14 protein-coding genes and 3 tRNA genes are annotated in these 15,991 nt (G+C 71.5%); 10 read left to right on the plus strand and 7 right to left on the minus strand.

Translation table 11 applies throughout. The annotated features are described in order from the left end of the window. Positions 1–78: 78 nt before the first annotated feature. The 4 genes from AC5PYY_RS08660 to tdh are packed head-to-tail and all read right to left on the minus strand — an operon-like array spanning position 79 to position 3,352. On the minus strand, positions 79–564 hold the full coding sequence (locus AC5PYY_RS08660; RefSeq protein WP_493896421.1) for a hypothetical protein: 486 nt from the start codon (positions 562–564) through the stop codon (positions 79–81). Beyond that, complete coding sequence (locus tag AC5PYY_RS08665; RefSeq protein WP_493896422.1) at positions 561–1,094, minus strand: hypothetical protein; 534 nt, start codon at positions 1,092–1,094, stop codon at positions 561–563. Before AC5PYY_RS08665 ends, AC5PYY_RS08660 begins: the two co-directional genes overlap by 4 nt. Before the next feature lies 1 nt (position 1,095). Beyond that, positions 1,096–2,289 carry a glycine C-acetyltransferase gene (locus AC5PYY_RS08670; protein WP_493896423.1) on the minus strand — a complete coding sequence of 398 codons (1,194 nt, stop codon included), beginning with the start codon at positions 2,287–2,289 and terminating at the stop codon, positions 1,096–1,098. A gap of 10 nt (positions 2,290–2,299) precedes the next feature. Further along, positions 2,300–3,352, minus strand: a complete 1,053-nt coding sequence (gene tdh / locus AC5PYY_RS08675) for an L-threonine 3-dehydrogenase (RefSeq protein ID WP_493896424.1) — start codon at positions 3,350–3,352, stop codon at positions 2,300–2,302. A 179-nt stretch (positions 3,353–3,531) separates the two neighbouring features. On the opposite strand from tdh, the gene AC5PYY_RS08680 reads away from it, so the two are divergent. Together AC5PYY_RS08680 and AC5PYY_RS08685 are read left to right on the plus strand one after the other, a co-directional pair. Further along, positions 3,532–4,566 (plus strand): NUDIX domain-containing protein, encoded by a 1,035-nt coding sequence (locus AC5PYY_RS08680; RefSeq protein ID WP_493896425.1) that lies wholly within the window; start codon positions 3,532–3,534, stop codon positions 4,564–4,566. 139 nt (positions 4,567–4,705) lie between these two features. Next, positions 4,706–4,781: transfer RNA gene (locus AC5PYY_RS08685), tRNA-Lys, on the plus strand. A 71-nt stretch (positions 4,782–4,852) separates the two neighbouring features. On the opposite strand, the gene AC5PYY_RS08690 is transcribed toward AC5PYY_RS08685, so the two are convergent. Continuing rightward, on the minus strand, positions 4,853–5,503 hold the full coding sequence (locus AC5PYY_RS08690) for a DUF1801 domain-containing protein (protein WP_493896426.1): 651 nt from the start codon (positions 5,501–5,503) through the stop codon (positions 4,853–4,855). 150 nt (positions 5,504–5,653) lie between these two features. Here AC5PYY_RS08690 and AC5PYY_RS08695 point away from each other — a divergent pair, with 150 nt between their 5' ends. Continuing rightward, positions 5,654–6,673 (plus strand): YihY/virulence factor BrkB family protein, encoded by a 1,020-nt coding sequence (locus AC5PYY_RS08695; protein ID WP_493896427.1) that lies wholly within the window; start codon positions 5,654–5,656, stop codon positions 6,671–6,673. Positions 6,674–6,770: 97 nt separating this feature from the next. Next, positions 6,771–6,846: transfer RNA gene (locus AC5PYY_RS08700), tRNA-His, on the plus strand. 34 nt (positions 6,847–6,880) lie between these two features. Here the strand turns inward: AC5PYY_RS08700 and orn are convergent. Next, a complete protein-coding gene (gene orn / locus AC5PYY_RS08705; protein ID WP_493896428.1) occupies positions 6,881–7,501 on the minus strand; it encodes an oligoribonuclease in 621 nt (206 codons plus the stop codon). 38 nt (positions 7,502–7,539) lie between these two features. Here orn and AC5PYY_RS08710 point away from each other — a divergent pair, with 38 nt between their 5' ends. After that, positions 7,540–8,742 (plus strand): PrsW family intramembrane metalloprotease, encoded by a 1,203-nt coding sequence (locus AC5PYY_RS08710; protein WP_493896429.1) that lies wholly within the window; start codon positions 7,540–7,542, stop codon positions 8,740–8,742. 15 nt (positions 8,743–8,757) lie between these two features. On the opposite strand, the gene AC5PYY_RS08715 is transcribed toward AC5PYY_RS08710, so the two are convergent. Then, positions 8,758–8,830: transfer RNA gene (locus AC5PYY_RS08715), tRNA-Arg, on the minus strand. Between the two features lie 40 nt (positions 8,831–8,870). Here AC5PYY_RS08715 and tyrA point away from each other — a divergent pair. The 5 genes from tyrA to ettA all read left to right on the plus strand — a co-directional run bounded on the left by tyrA (position 8,871) and on the right by ettA (position 15,954). Continuing rightward, a complete protein-coding gene (gene tyrA / locus AC5PYY_RS08720; protein ID WP_493896430.1) occupies positions 8,871–10,016 on the plus strand; it encodes a bifunctional chorismate mutase/prephenate dehydrogenase in 1,146 nt (381 codons plus the stop codon). Between the two features lie 54 nt (positions 10,017–10,070). Next, positions 10,071–11,774: a dynamin family protein gene (locus AC5PYY_RS08725; RefSeq protein ID WP_493896431.1), complete on the plus strand. Its 1,704-nt coding sequence runs from the start codon at positions 10,071–10,073 to the stop codon at positions 11,772–11,774. Then, on the plus strand, positions 11,771–13,408 hold the full coding sequence (locus tag AC5PYY_RS08730) for a YfjP family GTPase (RefSeq protein ID WP_493896432.1): 1,638 nt from the start codon (positions 11,771–11,773) through the stop codon (positions 13,406–13,408). Before AC5PYY_RS08725 ends, AC5PYY_RS08730 begins: the two co-directional genes overlap by 4 nt. Positions 13,409–13,598: 190 nt before the next feature. Beyond that, positions 13,599–14,195 (plus strand): single-stranded DNA-binding protein, encoded by a 597-nt coding sequence (locus AC5PYY_RS08735; RefSeq protein WP_493896433.1) that lies wholly within the window; start codon positions 13,599–13,601, stop codon positions 14,193–14,195. 76 nt (positions 14,196–14,271) lie between these two features. Further along, the gene (gene ettA / locus AC5PYY_RS08740) at positions 14,272–15,954 is read left to right on the plus strand and encodes an energy-dependent translational throttle protein EttA (RefSeq protein ID WP_493896434.1); all 1,683 of its coding nucleotides are present in this window, start codon (positions 14,272–14,274) and stop codon (positions 15,952–15,954) included. The last annotated feature ends 37 nt before the right edge of the window (positions 15,955–15,991 follow it).

Here is a 15,991-nt window from a genome sequence, read left to right on the forward strand (position 1 = left end):
GAACATATACCCCATAGGGGTATGCGTCAAGCCTGCCTCCCCGGAAGGGGTGGTCGGTCGGGCGAGCCGGGCTCGCGGTCAGGGGGCGCTCGTCTCCAGGGTGAGCACGCGGCGGCCGCTGGTGACGTGCGTCGGGGTGACGAGCGCGATGGCGCGGCCGGTGTCGAGGCCGGGGGAGACGCGCACGGTGTCGCCTCGTGAGAAGCCGGTGACACCGCGCGGCAGGTCGGCGCGCACGCTCGACCCGCCGGCCGACAGGACCAGCGTCTGCCCACCCTGCCCGGTGGTGCCGACCCTCGTCACCCGCGCGGCCTCGGTCGGTGCTCCGGGCCGGCGCACCCAGCGGGGCGTGAAGACGAAATACTGCACCAGGCCCATGAGCACCAGCAGGCCCGCGGCGTTGACGACAGCAGGGCCCAGGCCCCGCTCGAAGAGCGCCCGCTGCACGAGCACGTAGGCCACGAAGACGACGAGCACGGTCGTCACGACGAGCAGTCGCGACCGCCAGGCTGCCGCGAGGAGCAGCGCCCGTGCCTCCTCGTCGGTGACCGGCGCGCTGCTCACGCCCGCTCCGCTTCCTCCGCCAATTCCGCCGGCCTGCGGGGCCCGATGACGTCCTGCAGCACGCCCCGTGAGGTCCGGCCGCGCACCAGCACGATGCGTTCGCCCGGGGTGATGCTCGGCGCCGCCCAGATCTCGTCGCCGGGCCGCAGGCCCACGGCGGAGTCGGGGCGCCAGGTCACGGTATGCCGCTCGCCCCGAACCGTGATCCACCCCTGGTCCGTGCCGGTGATCACGCCGCGCTCCAGCGAGGTGGCGTCGGCACCGGGCTCGCACTTCCTGCGCCGACGGCCCTCACCCCACCCCCACATGGGCACGAAGAAGCTGGCGAAGAGGACGCCGTAGATCGCGGAGGAGCGCCAGCCATCACCGATGAACCACACGCCCATGACCGTCATGAGCGGAAACAGGATGAGCCACATCGGCAGCAGCGTCCGCCACAGCGGCCCGGTCGCACGGCGCAGTGCGGCCAGGGCCTCCTGCTCGTCACGCACGGCCCGGACAGGGGTTCGGCCGCCGTCGGCGCCGCTCATCTCAGCCGACCTCGTCACGGGCGGCGACGAAGGCCGCCACGCACGCGCGCACGTCCTCCTCGGAGTGCGAGGCCGACAGCTGCACCCGGATCCGGGCCTGGCCCTTCGGCACCACGGGGTAGGAGAAGGCGATGACGTAGACCCCGCGCTCCAGCATCGCGTCGGCGACCTGGCTGGCCTTCCGGGCGCCGTCGTCGCCGGGGAACATCACCGGCACGATGGCGTGCTCGCCCGGCAGCAGCTCGAAGCCCGCCTCGGTCATGAGCGACCGGAAGAGCTCGGCGTTGCGGCGCAGCTGGGCCCGCGGCTCGTCGCTGTCGCGCGCGATCTCGAGCGCCTTGAGCGACCCGGCGACCACGGAGGGCGCCACCGCGTTGGAGAAGAGGTAGGGGCGGGCCCGCTGCTTGAGCAGGTCGACGACCTCCTGCGGGCCGGCGACGAAGCCCCCGCTGCCGCCGCCGAGGGCCTTGCCGAGGGTGCCGGTCACGATGTCGACCCGGTCGATGACCCCGCACGCCTCGTGCGAGCCGCGCCCGCCCTCCCCGACGAAGCCGGTCGCGTGGCTGTCGTCGACCATGACCATCGCGCCGAACTCCTCGGCCAGGTCGCAGATCTGCTCCAGCGGGGCGAGGTAGCCATCCATCGAGAAGGCGCCGTCGGTGACGACGAGGACCCGCCGTGCCCCGGCGTCGCGGGCGGCCTGCAGCTGGGTCCGCAGGTCGTCCATGTCGCGGTTGGCGTAGCGGTAGCGCTGGGCCTTGGACAACCGGACGCCGTCGATGATCGAGGCGTGGTTGAGCTGGTCGGAGATGATCGCGTCGTCCGGCCCGCAGATCACCTCGAAGATCCCGCCGTTGGCGTCGAAGCAGGAGGGGAAGAGGATCGAGTCCGCCATGCCGGTGAAGTCGGCGATCGCGCGCTCGAGGTCACGGTGCTGGGTCTGGGTGCCGCAGATGAACCGGACCGACGCCATACCGAAGCCCCACTCGTCGAGCGCCTGCCGGGCCGCCGCGACGACGTCGGGGTGGTCGGCGAGGCCGAGGTAGTTGTTGGCGCAGAAGTTGAGCGCCTGGCCCTGGGTCGTGCCGAGGTGCGCCGACTGCGGCGTCGTGATCTGGCGCTCGGTCTTGGTCAGCCCGTCGGCCTCGATCTGCGCCAGCTCGGCGGCGAGCTGGTCCTTCACGTCTGTATACATCGGCTCTCCTTCAGCTCCAGTCCATGATGACCTTGCCACCCTCGCCCGAGCGCGCCGCGGCGAAGGCGTCCTCCCACTGCTCCGCAGGGTAGCGGTCGGTGACGACAGACCTGATCCGGTCGCGCAGCAGTTCGGATGTCTGGAGCATGGCGGTCATCTTGTACCACGTCTCATACATCTCGCGGCCGTAGATCCCCTTGAGCGTGATCATGTGCGAGATGACCTTGCCCCAGTTGATCGCGAAGGGCTCGGCGGGCAGGCCGAGCATCGCGACGCGGGCCCCGTGGGTGCAGTTGTCGATGAGCTCGGCCATGGCCGCCGGGTTGCCGGACATCTCCATGACCACGTCGAAGCCCTCGGTCATGCCGAGGCGCTCCTGGGCGGAGGCGATGCGCTCGTGGGCGACGTTGACGCCGAGGTCGGCACCCGCCGCGCGGGCCAGGTCGAGGCGGGAGTCGGAGACGTCGGTGACGACGACGTACCGTGCGCCGGCGTGCCGGGCGATGGCCGCGGCCATCACGCCGATCGGACCGGCACCGGTGATGAGCACGTCCTCGCCCTCGAGGGGGAAGGACAGTGCCGTGTGCACGGCGTTGCCGAGCGGGTCGAAGACGGCGCCGAGGTCCGGGTCGACGATCTCGGGCTGGATCCAGACGTTGGTATGCGGCACCACGACGTAGTCGGCGAAGCACCCGTCGCGGTTGACGCCGAGGTTCGAGGTGCGCACGCACATGTGGCGCCGCCCGGCGCGGCAGTTGCGGCAGGTGCCGCAGACCACGTGCCCCTCGACCGAGCAGCGCTGGCCGACCTGCTGGCCGTAGCGGTCGTCAGTCGGCACCCCCTCGCCGAGCTCGACGATCTCGCCGTAGAACTCGTGCCCGACCACGAGCGGCGGCCCGAGCATGGAGGCGGCCCAGTCGTCCCAGGCCTCGATGTGCAGGTCGGTGCCGCAGAGTCCGGCGCGCAGCACCCGGATCTTGACCTCGCCAGGGCCAGGCGTGGGCTCGGGGACGTCGGTCAGCTCCAGGCCGGGCCCGGCGCCGGGCTTGATGAGGGCACGCATGGCTCTATCTTGACGCATGGGTCAAGCCGCGACGTCCCCACCGAGCGTCGCGAATGGTTGCCCTGCACCCCACCGGGCGTCGCGAATGGTTGCCCTGCAGCCCACCGGGCGTCGCCTGTGGTTGCTTCTGACCCGTTGCCCGGTGCCGGACCCGGCGAGCGCGCCACTACGGTGGCGGCGTGAGCTGGGAGACGCGCGTCGGGTGCTATGTCTGGGTCGAGCGTGACGGAGCGGCCCTGCTCACCCACGGGCGCGGCGGGTGGATGCCCGACGGGCGCGCCCTGCGTCCCGGATGGACGCTCGTCGGTGGGGGTATGGAGTGGGCCGAGAGCCCCGAGCAGGCGGCGGTGCGGGAGGCGCGCGAGGAGAGCGGCTACGACGTCGCGGTGCACGAGCTGCTGACCGTGCAGTCCCACCCGATCGCCGCTCCTGATCGAGCTGTGGCGGGATCGCCGCCCCTCACCCTGGTGGACGTGGTCTTCCGCGCCGAGGTCGTCGGTGGCGCGCTCGCGGCGGAGCGGGACGGCTCGACCGACGACGTCCGGTGGGTCCCGCTGGAGGAGATCGACTCCCTGCCGTGCTCGACCGTCGTCGACCGTGGCTGGCGGGCAGCGGGCGGGCCGGGGCTGCGGCAGCCGCTGCTGCCGGACGGACACCCGGTCGACGAGGAGGCCATCGGCCGGATCCGTGCGCAGGTCGACGCGAGGACGCCCGAGGGGGTGCTGGTCGTGGCGATCGACGGGCCCAGCGGGTCGGGCAAGACGATCCTGGCCACCGCCCTCGCGCGCGACCTGGGGGCACCCCTGGTGCAGATGGATGATCTCTACGCCGGGTGGGACGGCCTCGCCGACGCTCCCGCCCGCCTGGCCGAGCAGGTGCTGGAGCCGCTCGCGCGTGGTGAGCGGGCGGCATACCGACGTTGGGACTGGCACGCGGACCGGTGGGGTGAGGAGGTCGCCCTCGATGTTCGCGCAGGTGGCGTGCTGGTCGTCGAGGGCTGTGGGAGCAGCGTCGGTGCGGCGGGGGAGCTGGCCGACGTGCGCGTCTGGGTGGATGCGGACCGTGGCGTGCGGATGCGGCGGGGGATCGCGCGGGACGGGGAGACCTTCCGGCCGCACTGGGAGCGGTGGGCCGCTCAGGAGGAGGCGGTCTTCGGGCCGGACGGCACGCGCGCCCGCTCGGACGTCGTCATCGACACGACGACCCCCGGCTGACCGTGGAATTCGACCACGGGATGTGTCGCCATGGCACGAGATCCGGTGGTCGAATTCGGGGGAAGGGGGATGTGCTCGCGGGTGAGCTGCGCCGATTTCTGGTCCGACCCGACCCGGTGGTAAAGTTCTTCGCTGTTGCGCGCCTATAGCTCAATTGGCAGAGCAGCTGACTCTTAATCAGCGGGTTCGGGGTTCGAGTCCCTGTGGGCGCACCACCACGAAAGGCGTCCTGACGCAGGTCAGGGCGCCTTTCGCATGCGCGGCGCAGGCATGCCGCCCGCTCGCCTCACGCCGCCCAGGCGGCGGCGATGAGCCGGCGCAGGGCGGTCTCGTCGATGTCCTCGAGCTGGTTGACGTAGATGCAGCCCTTGCCCAGCTTCGTCGTCCCGAGGGCGTCGACCAGGTCCTCGTGCGAGCCGTAGGACTGCAGGCCGTAGAGCGTGATCGCGCCCTTGCGCGGGGAGAAGCCGACGCGCATGGTGTCGCCCTCGCGGCCGGTGGCGTACTGGTAGTGCGCCTCCCCGAAGCCGACGATCGACGGGCCCCACATCCGCGGCGGCGCACCGGTCACGTCCTCGAAGATCTCCAGCAGGCGCAGCCCCTGCTCGACCCGGCGCGGCCAGGGCAGCTGCTCGATCCAGTCGCGCGCCGAGTCGCCCGAGGGCACGGTCTTCGCCTCCGCCGATCTGCCCGCCGCGAGCGGCGCCTCCCCGCGATCCGTGGCCGTCCACGAGGCGTGCCCGCCGTCCAGCGCCAGCCCCTCCTGCCCCATCGCCTCCTGGAGGCGAGCCAGCCCGACCTTCCCGACCCCGTGCAGGTGCAGCAGGGCCGTGCGCGACTGCCCGTCGAGGTCGGCCAGGGTGGTGAAGCCGGCCTCCGCCAGGGCCGAGCGCATCGGAGCGGACAGGCCTGGGGTCTCGGCGATCGTCATCCTCATGAGCAGGAGCCTAGATCTCGGCACCGACAGACCTGGCCGACCGGCGCCGCCCCGACCGTGCACGCCCGCACGGGGTCGCGCCGCCCTGCCCCTGTCGGACCCGCGTGCCAGACTGGCCGACGTCACCGACAGCACGCACGAGAGGGCGCGATGAAGACCGACTGGAAGGCCGTGGGCAAACGGACCCTGGCCGAGTTCACCGGCGACAAGGGCACCGACCTGGCCGCCGCGCTGACCTACTACTCGATGATGTCGATCTTCCCGATGATCCTGGCGATGTCGACCTCGCTCAGCTTCATCGACCAGGGTGAGGCCACGACGGAGGCGATCAGCGACCTGGGCTCGGAGCTGGGCCTGCAGCAGGACACCATCGACACCATCACGGCCTACCTCGCCAGCATGAGCGAGAGCGAGGCCGGAGGCATCCTGCTCATCGTCGGTCTGCTCGGCTCGCTCTGGTCGGCGTCGAACTACGTCAACGCCTTCAGCCGGATGATGAACACCGTCTACGGGGTCGACGAGGGACGGCCGATCTGGAAGCTGCGACCGTGGCTGCTCGCCCTCACCGTCCTGGTGATGCTCATGCTCATGACGATCGTGCTGTCGGTGACCCTCTCGGGCACCCTGTCCGAGGCGATCTTCGGTCTCGTCGGCCTCGACGAGACCGCCACCACGGTCTGGAACATCGCCAAGTGGCCGGTCATCCTCGTCATCCTCATGACCATCGTCAGCTTGCTCTACTGGGGCACCCCCAACGTCCGGCAGCCCAAGTTCCGCCTGCTCGCGCCGGGCGCGATCCTCGCCGTCATCATGGCGATCCTGGCCGGGGCGGGCTTCTTCGTCTACGCCATGAACGCCGGCAGCTACAACGCCACCTACGGCGCCCTCGGTGGTGTCATCATCCTGCTGCTCATGGTCTGGCTCATCAACACCTCGCTGGTCGTGGGGGCCGAGCTCGACGCCGAGATCGAGCGCGGCAAGGAGCTCGCCGCCGGTATGGCGGCCGAGGACGAGATCCTGCTCCCGCCGCGCGACGTCGAGGGCACGGAGAAGAAGGAGGAGAAGCAGGCCGAGGCCGTGCGCGAGGCCAGGAAGATCCGGATGCGGGCCGCGCAGGAGCGGCGAGACGCTGGGGAGCCGGTCGGTCTCCCCGGCCGCGGCACCGACTGAGGTCGCCCGCCGGTCCGCAGATTTCGGGGCACGCCGCTCGGCGCGCTAGGATGATCCGCGTTGCCCTGACGGCGTGAGCCGTGAGCGGATCAGCATGGTGGGCGTAGCTCAGCAGGTAGAGCATCGCGTTGTGGTCGCGAGGGTCGCGGGTTCAAACCCCGTCGCTCACCCCAGCAGGTGGCCTCGGTCCTTGCCGGACCGGGGCCATCAGTGCGTCTGCGGCTGCTTCTGGTCGGAGGTATGCCGTGCCGCGATCTCCTTGAGCGTCTCGCTCTCGAGCCCGGGCTGCTCGCGGAAGACCGCCTCGCGGTAGTAGCGCAGCTCGGCGATGCTGTCGCGGATGTCACCCAGCGCGCGGTGGCCGCCGGTCTTGGTGGGGGAGGCGTAGTAGGCCCGTGGGAACCACCGCCGCGCCAGCTCCTTGATCGAGGAGACGTCGACGATCCGGTAGTGCAGGTGCGCCTCCAGCTCGGGCATGTCCCGGGCGAGGAAGACGCGGTCGGTGCTCACCGTGTTGCCGCCCAGCGGCGCCTTGCGCGACTCCGGCACGTGCTGGCGGATGTAGTCCAGCACCTGGCGCTGCGCGTCCTCCAGCGTCGTGCCCCCCTCGAGCAGCGGCAGCAGCCCGGACTCGGTGTGCATCGCCCGGACGAAGTCGCCCATCTGGTCCAGCGCCTCCTGCGGCGGGCGGATCACCACGTCCACCCCGTCACCGAGCACCGTCAGCTCGGAGTCGGTCACGAGGCAGGCGACCTCGACCAGGGCGTCGGCCTCGGTGTCGAGGCCGGTCATCTCGCAGTCGATCCACACGATCCGGTCAGCACTCACACCCCCAGGGTATGCCGCCGCCCAGGTAGCCTCGGCCCGTGACCTTCCAGCCACAGACCCCTCCGACGTCGGCGCCGCAGGCCGGTGGCGGCGACTGGCATCAGGTGATGACCTTCCAGCCCACCGCGCCGGCGCCTCCGAACGCCACGCGACGCCCGATGATCCGCCGGGTGCTGCTGTGGAGCCTGGTCATCACCGTCTTCGGTCTCGCCGGCCTCGCGATGACCGCGATCGTCACGACCGCCGTCGGTGTGCAAGCGGCGACCCTGGGCCTGGTGACCGCCTCGCTGGCGCTGGGGATCGTCATACCTCTCTTCATCTGGGTGGACCGCCTCGAGGCCGAGCCCGCGCGCCTGCTGTGGTTCGCCTTCCTCTGGGGCGCCCTGGTCTCGACCCTCGGTGCGGTCGTGCTCAACGAGCTCGGCGTCGCGTTCTTCGCGGGGGTGCACGCCGACCCGATCGTCGTCGGAGCCGTCCTCGTGGCGCCGCTGACCGAGGAGTTCATGAAGGGGCTCGGGGTGCTGCTCATCTTCTGGCTGGCGCGGCGCGAGTTCAACGGCGTCACCGACGGAATCGTGTATGCCGGGATCGTCGCCGCCGGCTTCGCCTTCGTCGAGAACATCATCTACCTGGGGCAGATCTTCGTGGAGGCAGGACCGGTCGGACTCGTCGGCATCTTCATCATGCGCTGCCTGGTCAGCCCGTTCGCGCACCCGATGTTCACCGTCTGCATCGGCCTCGCGCTGGGGCTGGTCACCCACCGGCGGCGGCTGAGCTCGATCCCGATCGTGCTGCTCGGCTTCGCGGGCGCGGTCTTCCTGCACGCGCTGTTCAACTACAGCGCCGTCGCGGCCTCGGACAACTACCTCGTCCTCTTCGGGCTCGTGCAGGTGCCGCTGTTCATCGGCTTCATCGGCGTGCTGGTCTGGGCCCGGCAGCGGGAGTCTCGGATCCTGCGCGACACGCTGACCAGCTACGGCATGGCCGGGTGGTACACCCCCGCCGAGGTCGCCATGCTGGCCAGTCACGGCGAGCGCCGACGCGCCCGCGCCTGGGCCAAGGGCGTCGGCGGCCGGCCGGCGCAGCGGGCCATGGAGGCCTTCCAGGACGAGAGCGGCGAGCTGGCGATGGTGCGCAAGCACCTCAACCACGACGGGCCGGACCCGGTGTGGCTGCATCGGGAGCGGGCGCTGCTCGACACCATCACGGCGCACCGGCGGGTCTTCGTGCCCGCCGCCTGAGCACTCGGGGGCGCGCGCCCCCGGCAGGACTCGAACCTGCAACCACCGGATTAGAAGGCCGATGCTCTATCCATTGAGCTACGGGGGCCGGAGTGTCAGTCTAGGCGGTGGCCTCTAGGATCGGCGCCATGACGACGGGTCCAGCGGGGGTCAGCGCACCGCTCACCGGGCTGCGCGGCCAGATCGACGAGGTGGACCAGCAGATCCTCGATCTGCTCGCGCGACGGTTGGAGCTGGTGGCCGAGGTGGGGGAGGTTAAGGGCCGCTACGGGCTGCCGATCTACGACCCCGAGCGCGAGCGCGCGATGATCGCGGGGAAGCGGGCGGTCGCCGAGCAGCGGGGGCTACCGCCCGACCTGGTCGAGGACATCCTCCGGCGGTGCATGCGCGAGGCCTACACGCACGAGAAGACCATGGGGTTCACCCGCCAGGCGCCCGACCTGGGGCCGATCGTCGTCGTGGGGGGGCGAGGCAAGATGGGTGCGCTCTTCGGGCGGATGTTCGAGCTGTCCGGGTATGACGTGCGCGTCGTCGAGCAGGGTGACTCACCGGAGCAGGTGGCGACGTCGGTGGGTGACGCCGGGATGGTCCTCGTCTCGGTGCCCATCCACGACACGGTGCAGGCGATCCGGGCCCTCCCGCCGCTGCCGCGCGACTGCCTGCTGGTCGACCTGACCTCGACCAAGCGGGCCGTGATGGCGACGATGTTGGAGGCCCACGCGGGGCCGGTCCTCGGCCTGCACCCGATGTTCGGCCCCGACGTCGACAGCTTCGCCAAGCAGGTGGTCGCCTACGTCCCGGGGCGCGCCCCGGAGGCGAGCGCCTGGCTGCTGGACCAGGTGCGCCTATGGGGCGCCCGGCTGCACGAGGTGGAGGCGGACGAGCACGACCACGCCATGGGGCTGATCCAGGCGCTGCGCCACTTCTCGTCCTTCGCCTACGGCTGGCACCTGGCGCACGAGGACCGCGACCTCGACACCCTCCTCGGGCTCTCCTCGCCGATCTACCGGCTGGAGCTCATCATGGTCGGCCGCCTCTTCGCCCAGGACCCCGAGCTCTACTTCGACATCATCACCGGCTCCAGCGACGCGCTCGAGCTCATCGAGCGCTACCACCAGCGCTACGGCCGGGCGATCGAGCTGCTCCGCACCGGCGACCGGGAGGCCTTCGTCGCGCAGTTCGGCGAGGTGGAGGAGTGGTTCGGCGACCACGCCGAGCGTTTCCTCGCCGAGTCCAAGACGTTGCTCGCGCACGCCGACGCGACCCGCACCTGAGCCTGCGCGGCGGGTTGTCTTGGTGCTCGCGGGCGGGCACGTCACACTGTGGTCGTGACTTCTGAGCCTGCTGCGCTACTCGCTGCTGTCGAGCGGCTGCGGACCTGCGCCGAGCAGGTCACGCTCCCGCTCGAGCTGGAGGGTGCGGAGGCCGCGCGCGCGTCGCAGCACGAGCTGCAGCAGCAGCTTGACGACTACGTGCTGCCCCGCCTGCGCTCGCTCGACGCGCCGCTGCTGGCGGTGGTCGGCGGGTCCACCGGCGCCGGGAAGTCGACCATCGTCAACTCGGTGATCGGCCAGGAGGTCTCTCGGCCAGGGCTGATCCGCCCGACGACGCGGGCCTCGGTCCTCGTGCACCACCCCGACGACGCCCGGTGGTTCACCGACACGCGGGTGCTGCCCGGCCTGGCCCGGGTGCAGGGTGATGCCGACTCGGTCGAGGACCCGGGCTCGGTGCGGCTGGTCGCCTCCGACGCGCTCGAAACCGGCCTGGCCCTGCTGGACGCCCCGGACATCGACTCGGTCGTCCGGGCCAACCGGGAGCTCGCGACCCAGCTGCTCGCCGCGGCCGACCTGTGGCTCTTCGTCACCACGGCGTCGCGGTATGCCGATGCCGTCCCCTGGGACCTGCTGCGCGCCGCGAGCGAGCGCGGCACCTCCGTCGCGATCGTGCTCAACCGGGTGCCGCCGGAGGCGATGGAGCAGGTGCGGGTCCACCTCGCCGCCATGCTGCGCGACCAGGGGCTCGGGCAGTCACCCATCTTCGTCATCCCCGAGGACGACCTGACGCAGGGGCGCATCGCGGACCGGCACAGCGAGCGACTGCGCGGCTGGCTGCAGTCCCTGGCCAGCGATGCCCGCGCCCGCTCCGTCGTCATCCGCCGCACGCTGTCGGGCACGCTGGCCTCGCTGGAGGAGCGCGCCCAGGTCGTGACCCGGGCGGGCGCCGACCAGCTCGCGGCGCAGGCGACGCTGCGCGAGGGTCCGCAGGTGGCCTACGACGAGGCGCGCTCCAGCGTGGGTGAGGGGATCCAGGACGGCTCGCTGCTGCGGGGCGAGGTGCTGGCCCGATGGCACGAGCTCGTGGGCACCGGGGAGTTCTTCCGGTCCGTCGAGGCGGGCATCGGCCGCTTCCGCGACCGCCTGACCTCCTTCTTCACCGGCAGGGAGGTGACCTCCGAGCCGCTCGGTGAGGCACTGCATACCGGTGCTGCCGCCCTCATCACCTCCCACGGCCAGGTCGCCGCCCGCACCGCCGCGCGGGCGTGGTCGCAGCAGCCGGGAGGTGCCGGACTGGTCCAGGCCCACCCCGAGCTGGGGAAGGCGTCGCCGGACTTCAGCGAGCGCGTCGAGCGGCTCATCCGCGACTGGCAGCGCGACATCCTCGCGATGGTCACCGAGGAGGCCGGCGACCGGCGCGCCACGGCGCGCTACCTCGCGTTCGGCGTCAACGGGCTGGGCGTGCTGCTCATGTTCGTCGTCTTCAGCGCCACGAGCTTCATCCCGACCGGTGCCGAGGTGGCGGTGGGCGCGGGGTCCGCCGCCCTCGCGCAGCGGGTGCTGGAGGCGGTCTTCGGCGACGAGGCCGTGCGCCGCATGGCCGCCCGGGCGCGCGAGGCTCTGATGGTCAAGGTGCAGGAGCTCTACGCCGAGGAGCGCGCGCGCTTCGACCGGGCGCTGGAGCAGGACGTGCCGGTGTCCGCGGACGCCGTCGACGAGCTGGAGTCGGCCGCGGCCGAGGTGGAGGAGAAGCGATGATCGGCCGTCAAGGGCAGGGGCGCGAGGTGTCCGTGTCCGAGCGCTCTGAGAAGCTCGGCTCGGCGCTGCAGACCGGGGGGAGCGAGCTCGAGCCCGCGGCGGTCGAGGAGGCCGAGGGCGTGGTGCGCCGCGTCGGCGAGCGCTGGGCGATCGCCGGAGGGCGCACCGTGGTGGCGGTGGCGGGCGCCACCGGGTCGGGCAAGTCCAGCATCTTCAACGCGCTCGTCGGCGAGGACGTCGCGACGATCAGCCCCCGCCGCCCGACGACGGCCGAGGCCGCGGCGGCGGTCTGGGGCGAGGAGGAGTCCAGCGAGCTGCTCGACTGGCTGGGCGTCAGCAACCGGCACCACGTGGCGATGACCGAGCCCAACGCCGGGCTCGACGGCCTGGTCCTCGTCGACCTCCCCGACTTCGACTCGCGCGAGCTGAGGCACCGGCAGGAGGCCGACCGGATCCTGGAGCGCGCCGACGTCTTCGTGTGGGTCGCCGACCCGCAGAAGTATGCCGACGCCCGGCTCCACGACGACTATCTCCAGCCGCTGCGCCACCACGACGCCGTCATGCTCGTGGTCCTCAACCAGGTGGACCGGATCCGGGAGGAGGGCGGCGTCGAGCAGATCACCGCCGACCTGCGCCGTCTCGTGCAGGCCGACGGCGCCGGCGACCACGAGGTCATCGCGACCTCGGCCCGTCTCGGCACCGGCATGGACGACCTGCGCCAGCGCATCGGCGCGGTCGTGGGGGCCCGCAACGCGGCCGAGGCGCGGCTCGTCGCCGACCTCCGCTCCTCCGCGACGCAGCTCGGGGAGGGCGTTGCCCCGCAGACGCCCGAGGTCGAGCAGGAGGTGGAGGGCCGGTTGCACCGTGCCCTCAAGGTCTCCTCCGGGGTGCCGGTCGTGCTCGACGCCGTCGAGAAGGACTACCAGCGGCGCGCGATGGCCCGCACCGGCTGGCCGTTCACGCGCTGGGTGGCCGGCTTCAAGGCCGACCCGTTGCGGCGGCTGCGCCTCGGTGACGACACCCCGGGCGAGGCGGGGATCGCTCCCTCCGACGTGCGCGCCGTGCTGGGCCGCTCGTCGCTGCCCAGCCCCACGCCGGCGGCGCGGGCCAACGTCCAGCTGGCGACCCACGAGCTCGGCGAGTCGGTCGGCAGCACACTCCCGCAGCGGTGGGCGGCGGCCGTCCTCGAGGCCGCGAGCCCCGAGGAGGACACTCTCGCCGACGCCCTCGACCAGGCGATCGTCGGAGTGCCGCTGCGCACGCGCACGCCGTTCTGGTGGTCCGTGCTCGGGGTGCTCCAGATCGTCTTCGCCGTGGTCGCCGGGATCGGGCTGCTGTGGCTCGCCCTGCTCGTCGTCCTCGGCTGGCTGCAGCTGCCGGTGGACGCGCCGTTCTGGGGCCCGGTGCCGATCCCGCTCGCGCTGCTGCTCGGCGGTCTGCTCGCCGGGCTGCTGCTGGCCGGCGCGTCACGGATCGCGGCCGGGATCGGTGCGAAGCGACGACGCGGCCACGTGGAGGACGTGCTCGACCGCGCCATCGCCGAGGTGTCCGACCAGCACGTCCGCGGCCCCGTGCGCGCCGTCCTCTCCCGGCACGACACCACCCGCACGCTGCTCGACGCCGCCGCCGCCTGACCGGCAGCCTCGCCTGTTCGGTCCGGCAGCGTCGTCTGCTCGGTCCGCGCGTCGTCCACATCCCCCGGTGCGGCAGGTCTGTTGTCCACAGATCTGGGTATGCCTCTGGTCGCGGTGTCCTCGACCGCGGCAGGCTGCGAGCAGGCCTCCAGATCTGGCAGGCCGCACCATCTCAGGAGGGGACAAGCACATGATGAACGAACCCACGATGACCGTCTCGGGCAACGTCACCCGCGACCCCGAGCGCCGGGTCGGCAAGGAGAGCGGCAACGACTTCGCCGTGGTGCCGATCGCGGTCAACCGACGCAAGTTCGACCGCTCCGCCGGCACGTGGGTCACCGCCGGCACCACCTTCGTGGACCTGCTGGCGTTCGGCCCCAAGGGCGCCACCGCCCTGGCCAGCTTCAAGAAGGGCGATCCGGTCATCGCCCACGGCCGGGTCTCGCTGAACGAGTGGCGCACGGACACCTCGTCGGGGGCTCAGCTGGTGATCGACGTCGACAGCCTGGGCCACGACGTGACCTTCGGGGTGAGTCGCTTCAGCAAGGGCTGGGTGAGCTACGACGGTGACCGGACGGCCGACTACGACCCCAGCCCGCAGGGCGGCATGGTGTCGGCCCTCGACGAGCGTGCCACCCGGGACCAGGAGCCGGGCCACGCGGCCGTCGACGTCGAGCATCCGGAGACCGGCGAGCTCATGGACGACGGCCCGGAGATCGACGTGGACGAGGACGGCGTGGTCCAGGACGACCACCAGGCCGACGGGGTGCTCGCCAGGAGCGCCTGACGCGGTCGGCGCCCGGGGCGAGGGGCCGCTCCCGAGGATTCGGAGGCGGGCCCACCGCCCCGATACCCTTGCGGGCATGGCCGAATTCATCTACACCATGACGCGTGCCCGCAAGGCGCACGGCGACAAGGTGATCCTCGACGACGTGACCATGTCCTTCTACCCGGGCGCCAAGATCGGCGTCGTGGGCCCGAACGGCGCGGGCAAGTCGACGATCCTCAAGATCATGGCGGGTCTGGACCAGCCGTCCAACGGTGAGGCCCGGCTCTCGCCCGGCTACTCCGTGGGCATCCTGCTCCAGGAGCCGCCGCTGAACGAGGAGAAGACGGTGCTCGGCAACGTCCAGGAGGGCCTGGGCGAGATCAAGACCAAGCTGGACCGGTTCAACGAGATCGGCGAGCTCATGTCGGAGCCGGATGCCGACTTCGACGCGCTGATGGCCGAGATGGGGACCCTCCAGGAGGAGATCGACCACGCCGACGCCTGGGACCTCGATGCCCAGCTGGACCAGGCGATGGACGCCCTGCGTTGCCCGCCCGGCGACAGCGACGTCACCGTCCTGTCCGGTGGTGAGCGCCGCCGGGTCGCGCTGTGCAAGCTGCTGCTCTCCAAGCCCGACCTGCTGCTGCTCGACGAGCCCACCAACCACCTGGACGCCGAGTCCGTGCAGTGGCTGGAGCAGCACCTCGCCAGCTACCCGGGCGCCGTCCTGGCCGTGACCCACGACCGCTACTTCCTCGACAACGTCGCGCAGTGGATCGCCGAGGTCGACCGGGGCCGGCTCTACCCCTACGAGGGCAACTACTCCACCTATCTGGAGAAGAAGCGCGAGCGCCTGGCGATCCAGGGCAAGAAGGACGCCAAGCTCGCCAAGCGCCTCGAGCAGGAGCTGGAGTGGGTCCGCTCCAACCCCAAGGCCAAGCAGACCAAGAACAAGGCCCGCCTGGCCCGCTACGAGGAGATGGCCGCCGAGGCCGAGCGCACCAAGAAGCTCGACTTCGAGGAGATCCAGATCCCGCCCGGCCCACGCCTGGGCAACCAGGTCATCGAGGTCAAGGACCTCACCAAGGGCTTCGGCGACCGCACGCTCATCGACGGACTGTCCTTCACCCTGCCCCGCAACGGCATCGTCGGGGTCATCGGCCCCAACGGCGTCGGCAAGACGACGCTCTTCAAGACCATCGTCGGTCTGGAGGAGCCCGACTCCGGCGACGTCAAGGTCGGCGAGACGGTGGAGATCTCCTACGTCGACCAGTCCCGCGGCGGCATCGACGCGGAGAAGTCACTGTGGGAGGTGGTCTCGGACGGGCTCGACTTCATGCAGGTCGGTCAGGTCGAGATCCCGAGCCGGGCCTACGTCAGCCAGTTCGGGTTCAAGGGCCCGGACCAGCAGAAGAAGGCCGGCGTGCTCTCCGGCGGTGAGCGCAACCGCCTCAACCTCGCGCTCACGCTCAAGGAGGGCGGCAACCTGCTGCTGCTCGACGAGCCGACCAACGACCTCGACGTCGAGACCCTCGGCAGCCTCGAGAACGCCCTGCTCAACTTCCCCGGCTGCGCCGTGGTCATCAGCCACGACCGGTGGTTCCTGGACCGGGTCGCGACGCACATCCTCGCCTACGAGGGCACTGAGGAGGAGCCCGCGAACTGGTACTGGTTCGAGGGCAACTTCGGTGCCTACGAGGAGAACAAGGTCGAGCGGCTCGGTGTCGAGGCGGCGCGCCCGCACCGGGTCACCTACCGCAAGCTCACCCGGGACTGACCTGTCCCGCCGCTCCCGGCCCCAGCCACCGTTGCCG

Source organism: Serinicoccus sp. JS2-9 (assembly GCF_059025165.1).

What these genes read in the sequence shown, in the direction of transcription:
- AC5PYY_RS08670 (WP_493896423.1), bottom strand. Translation starts at nt 2,289, where the DNA reads ATGTATACAGACGTGAAGGACCAGCTCGCCGCCGAGCTGGCGCAGATC.
- AC5PYY_RS08665 (WP_493896422.1), bottom strand. Translation starts at nt 1,094, where the DNA reads ATGAGCGGCGCCGACGGCGGCCGAACCCCTGTCCGGGCCGTGCGTGAC.
- AC5PYY_RS08695 (WP_493896427.1), top strand. Translation starts at nt 5,654, where the DNA reads ATGAAGACCGACTGGAAGGCCGTGGGCAAACGGACCCTGGCCGAGTTC.
- AC5PYY_RS08730 (WP_493896432.1), top strand. Translation starts at nt 11,771, where the DNA reads ATGATCGGCCGTCAAGGGCAGGGGCGCGAGGTGTCCGTGTCCGAGCGC.
- AC5PYY_RS08690 (WP_493896426.1), bottom strand. Translation starts at nt 5,503, where the DNA reads ATGAGGATGACGATCGCCGAGACCCCAGGCCTGTCCGCTCCGATGCGC.
- tdh (WP_493896424.1), bottom strand. Translation starts at nt 3,352, where the DNA reads ATGCGTGCCCTCATCAAGCCCGGCGCCGGGCCCGGCCTGGAGCTGACC.
- AC5PYY_RS08735 (WP_493896433.1), top strand. Translation starts at nt 13,599, where the DNA reads ATGATGAACGAACCCACGATGACCGTCTCGGGCAACGTCACCCGCGAC.
- tyrA (WP_493896430.1), top strand. Translation starts at nt 8,871, where the DNA reads ATGACGACGGGTCCAGCGGGGGTCAGCGCACCGCTCACCGGGCTGCGC.
- ettA (WP_493896434.1), top strand. Translation starts at nt 14,272, where the DNA reads ATGGCCGAATTCATCTACACCATGACGCGTGCCCGCAAGGCGCACGGC.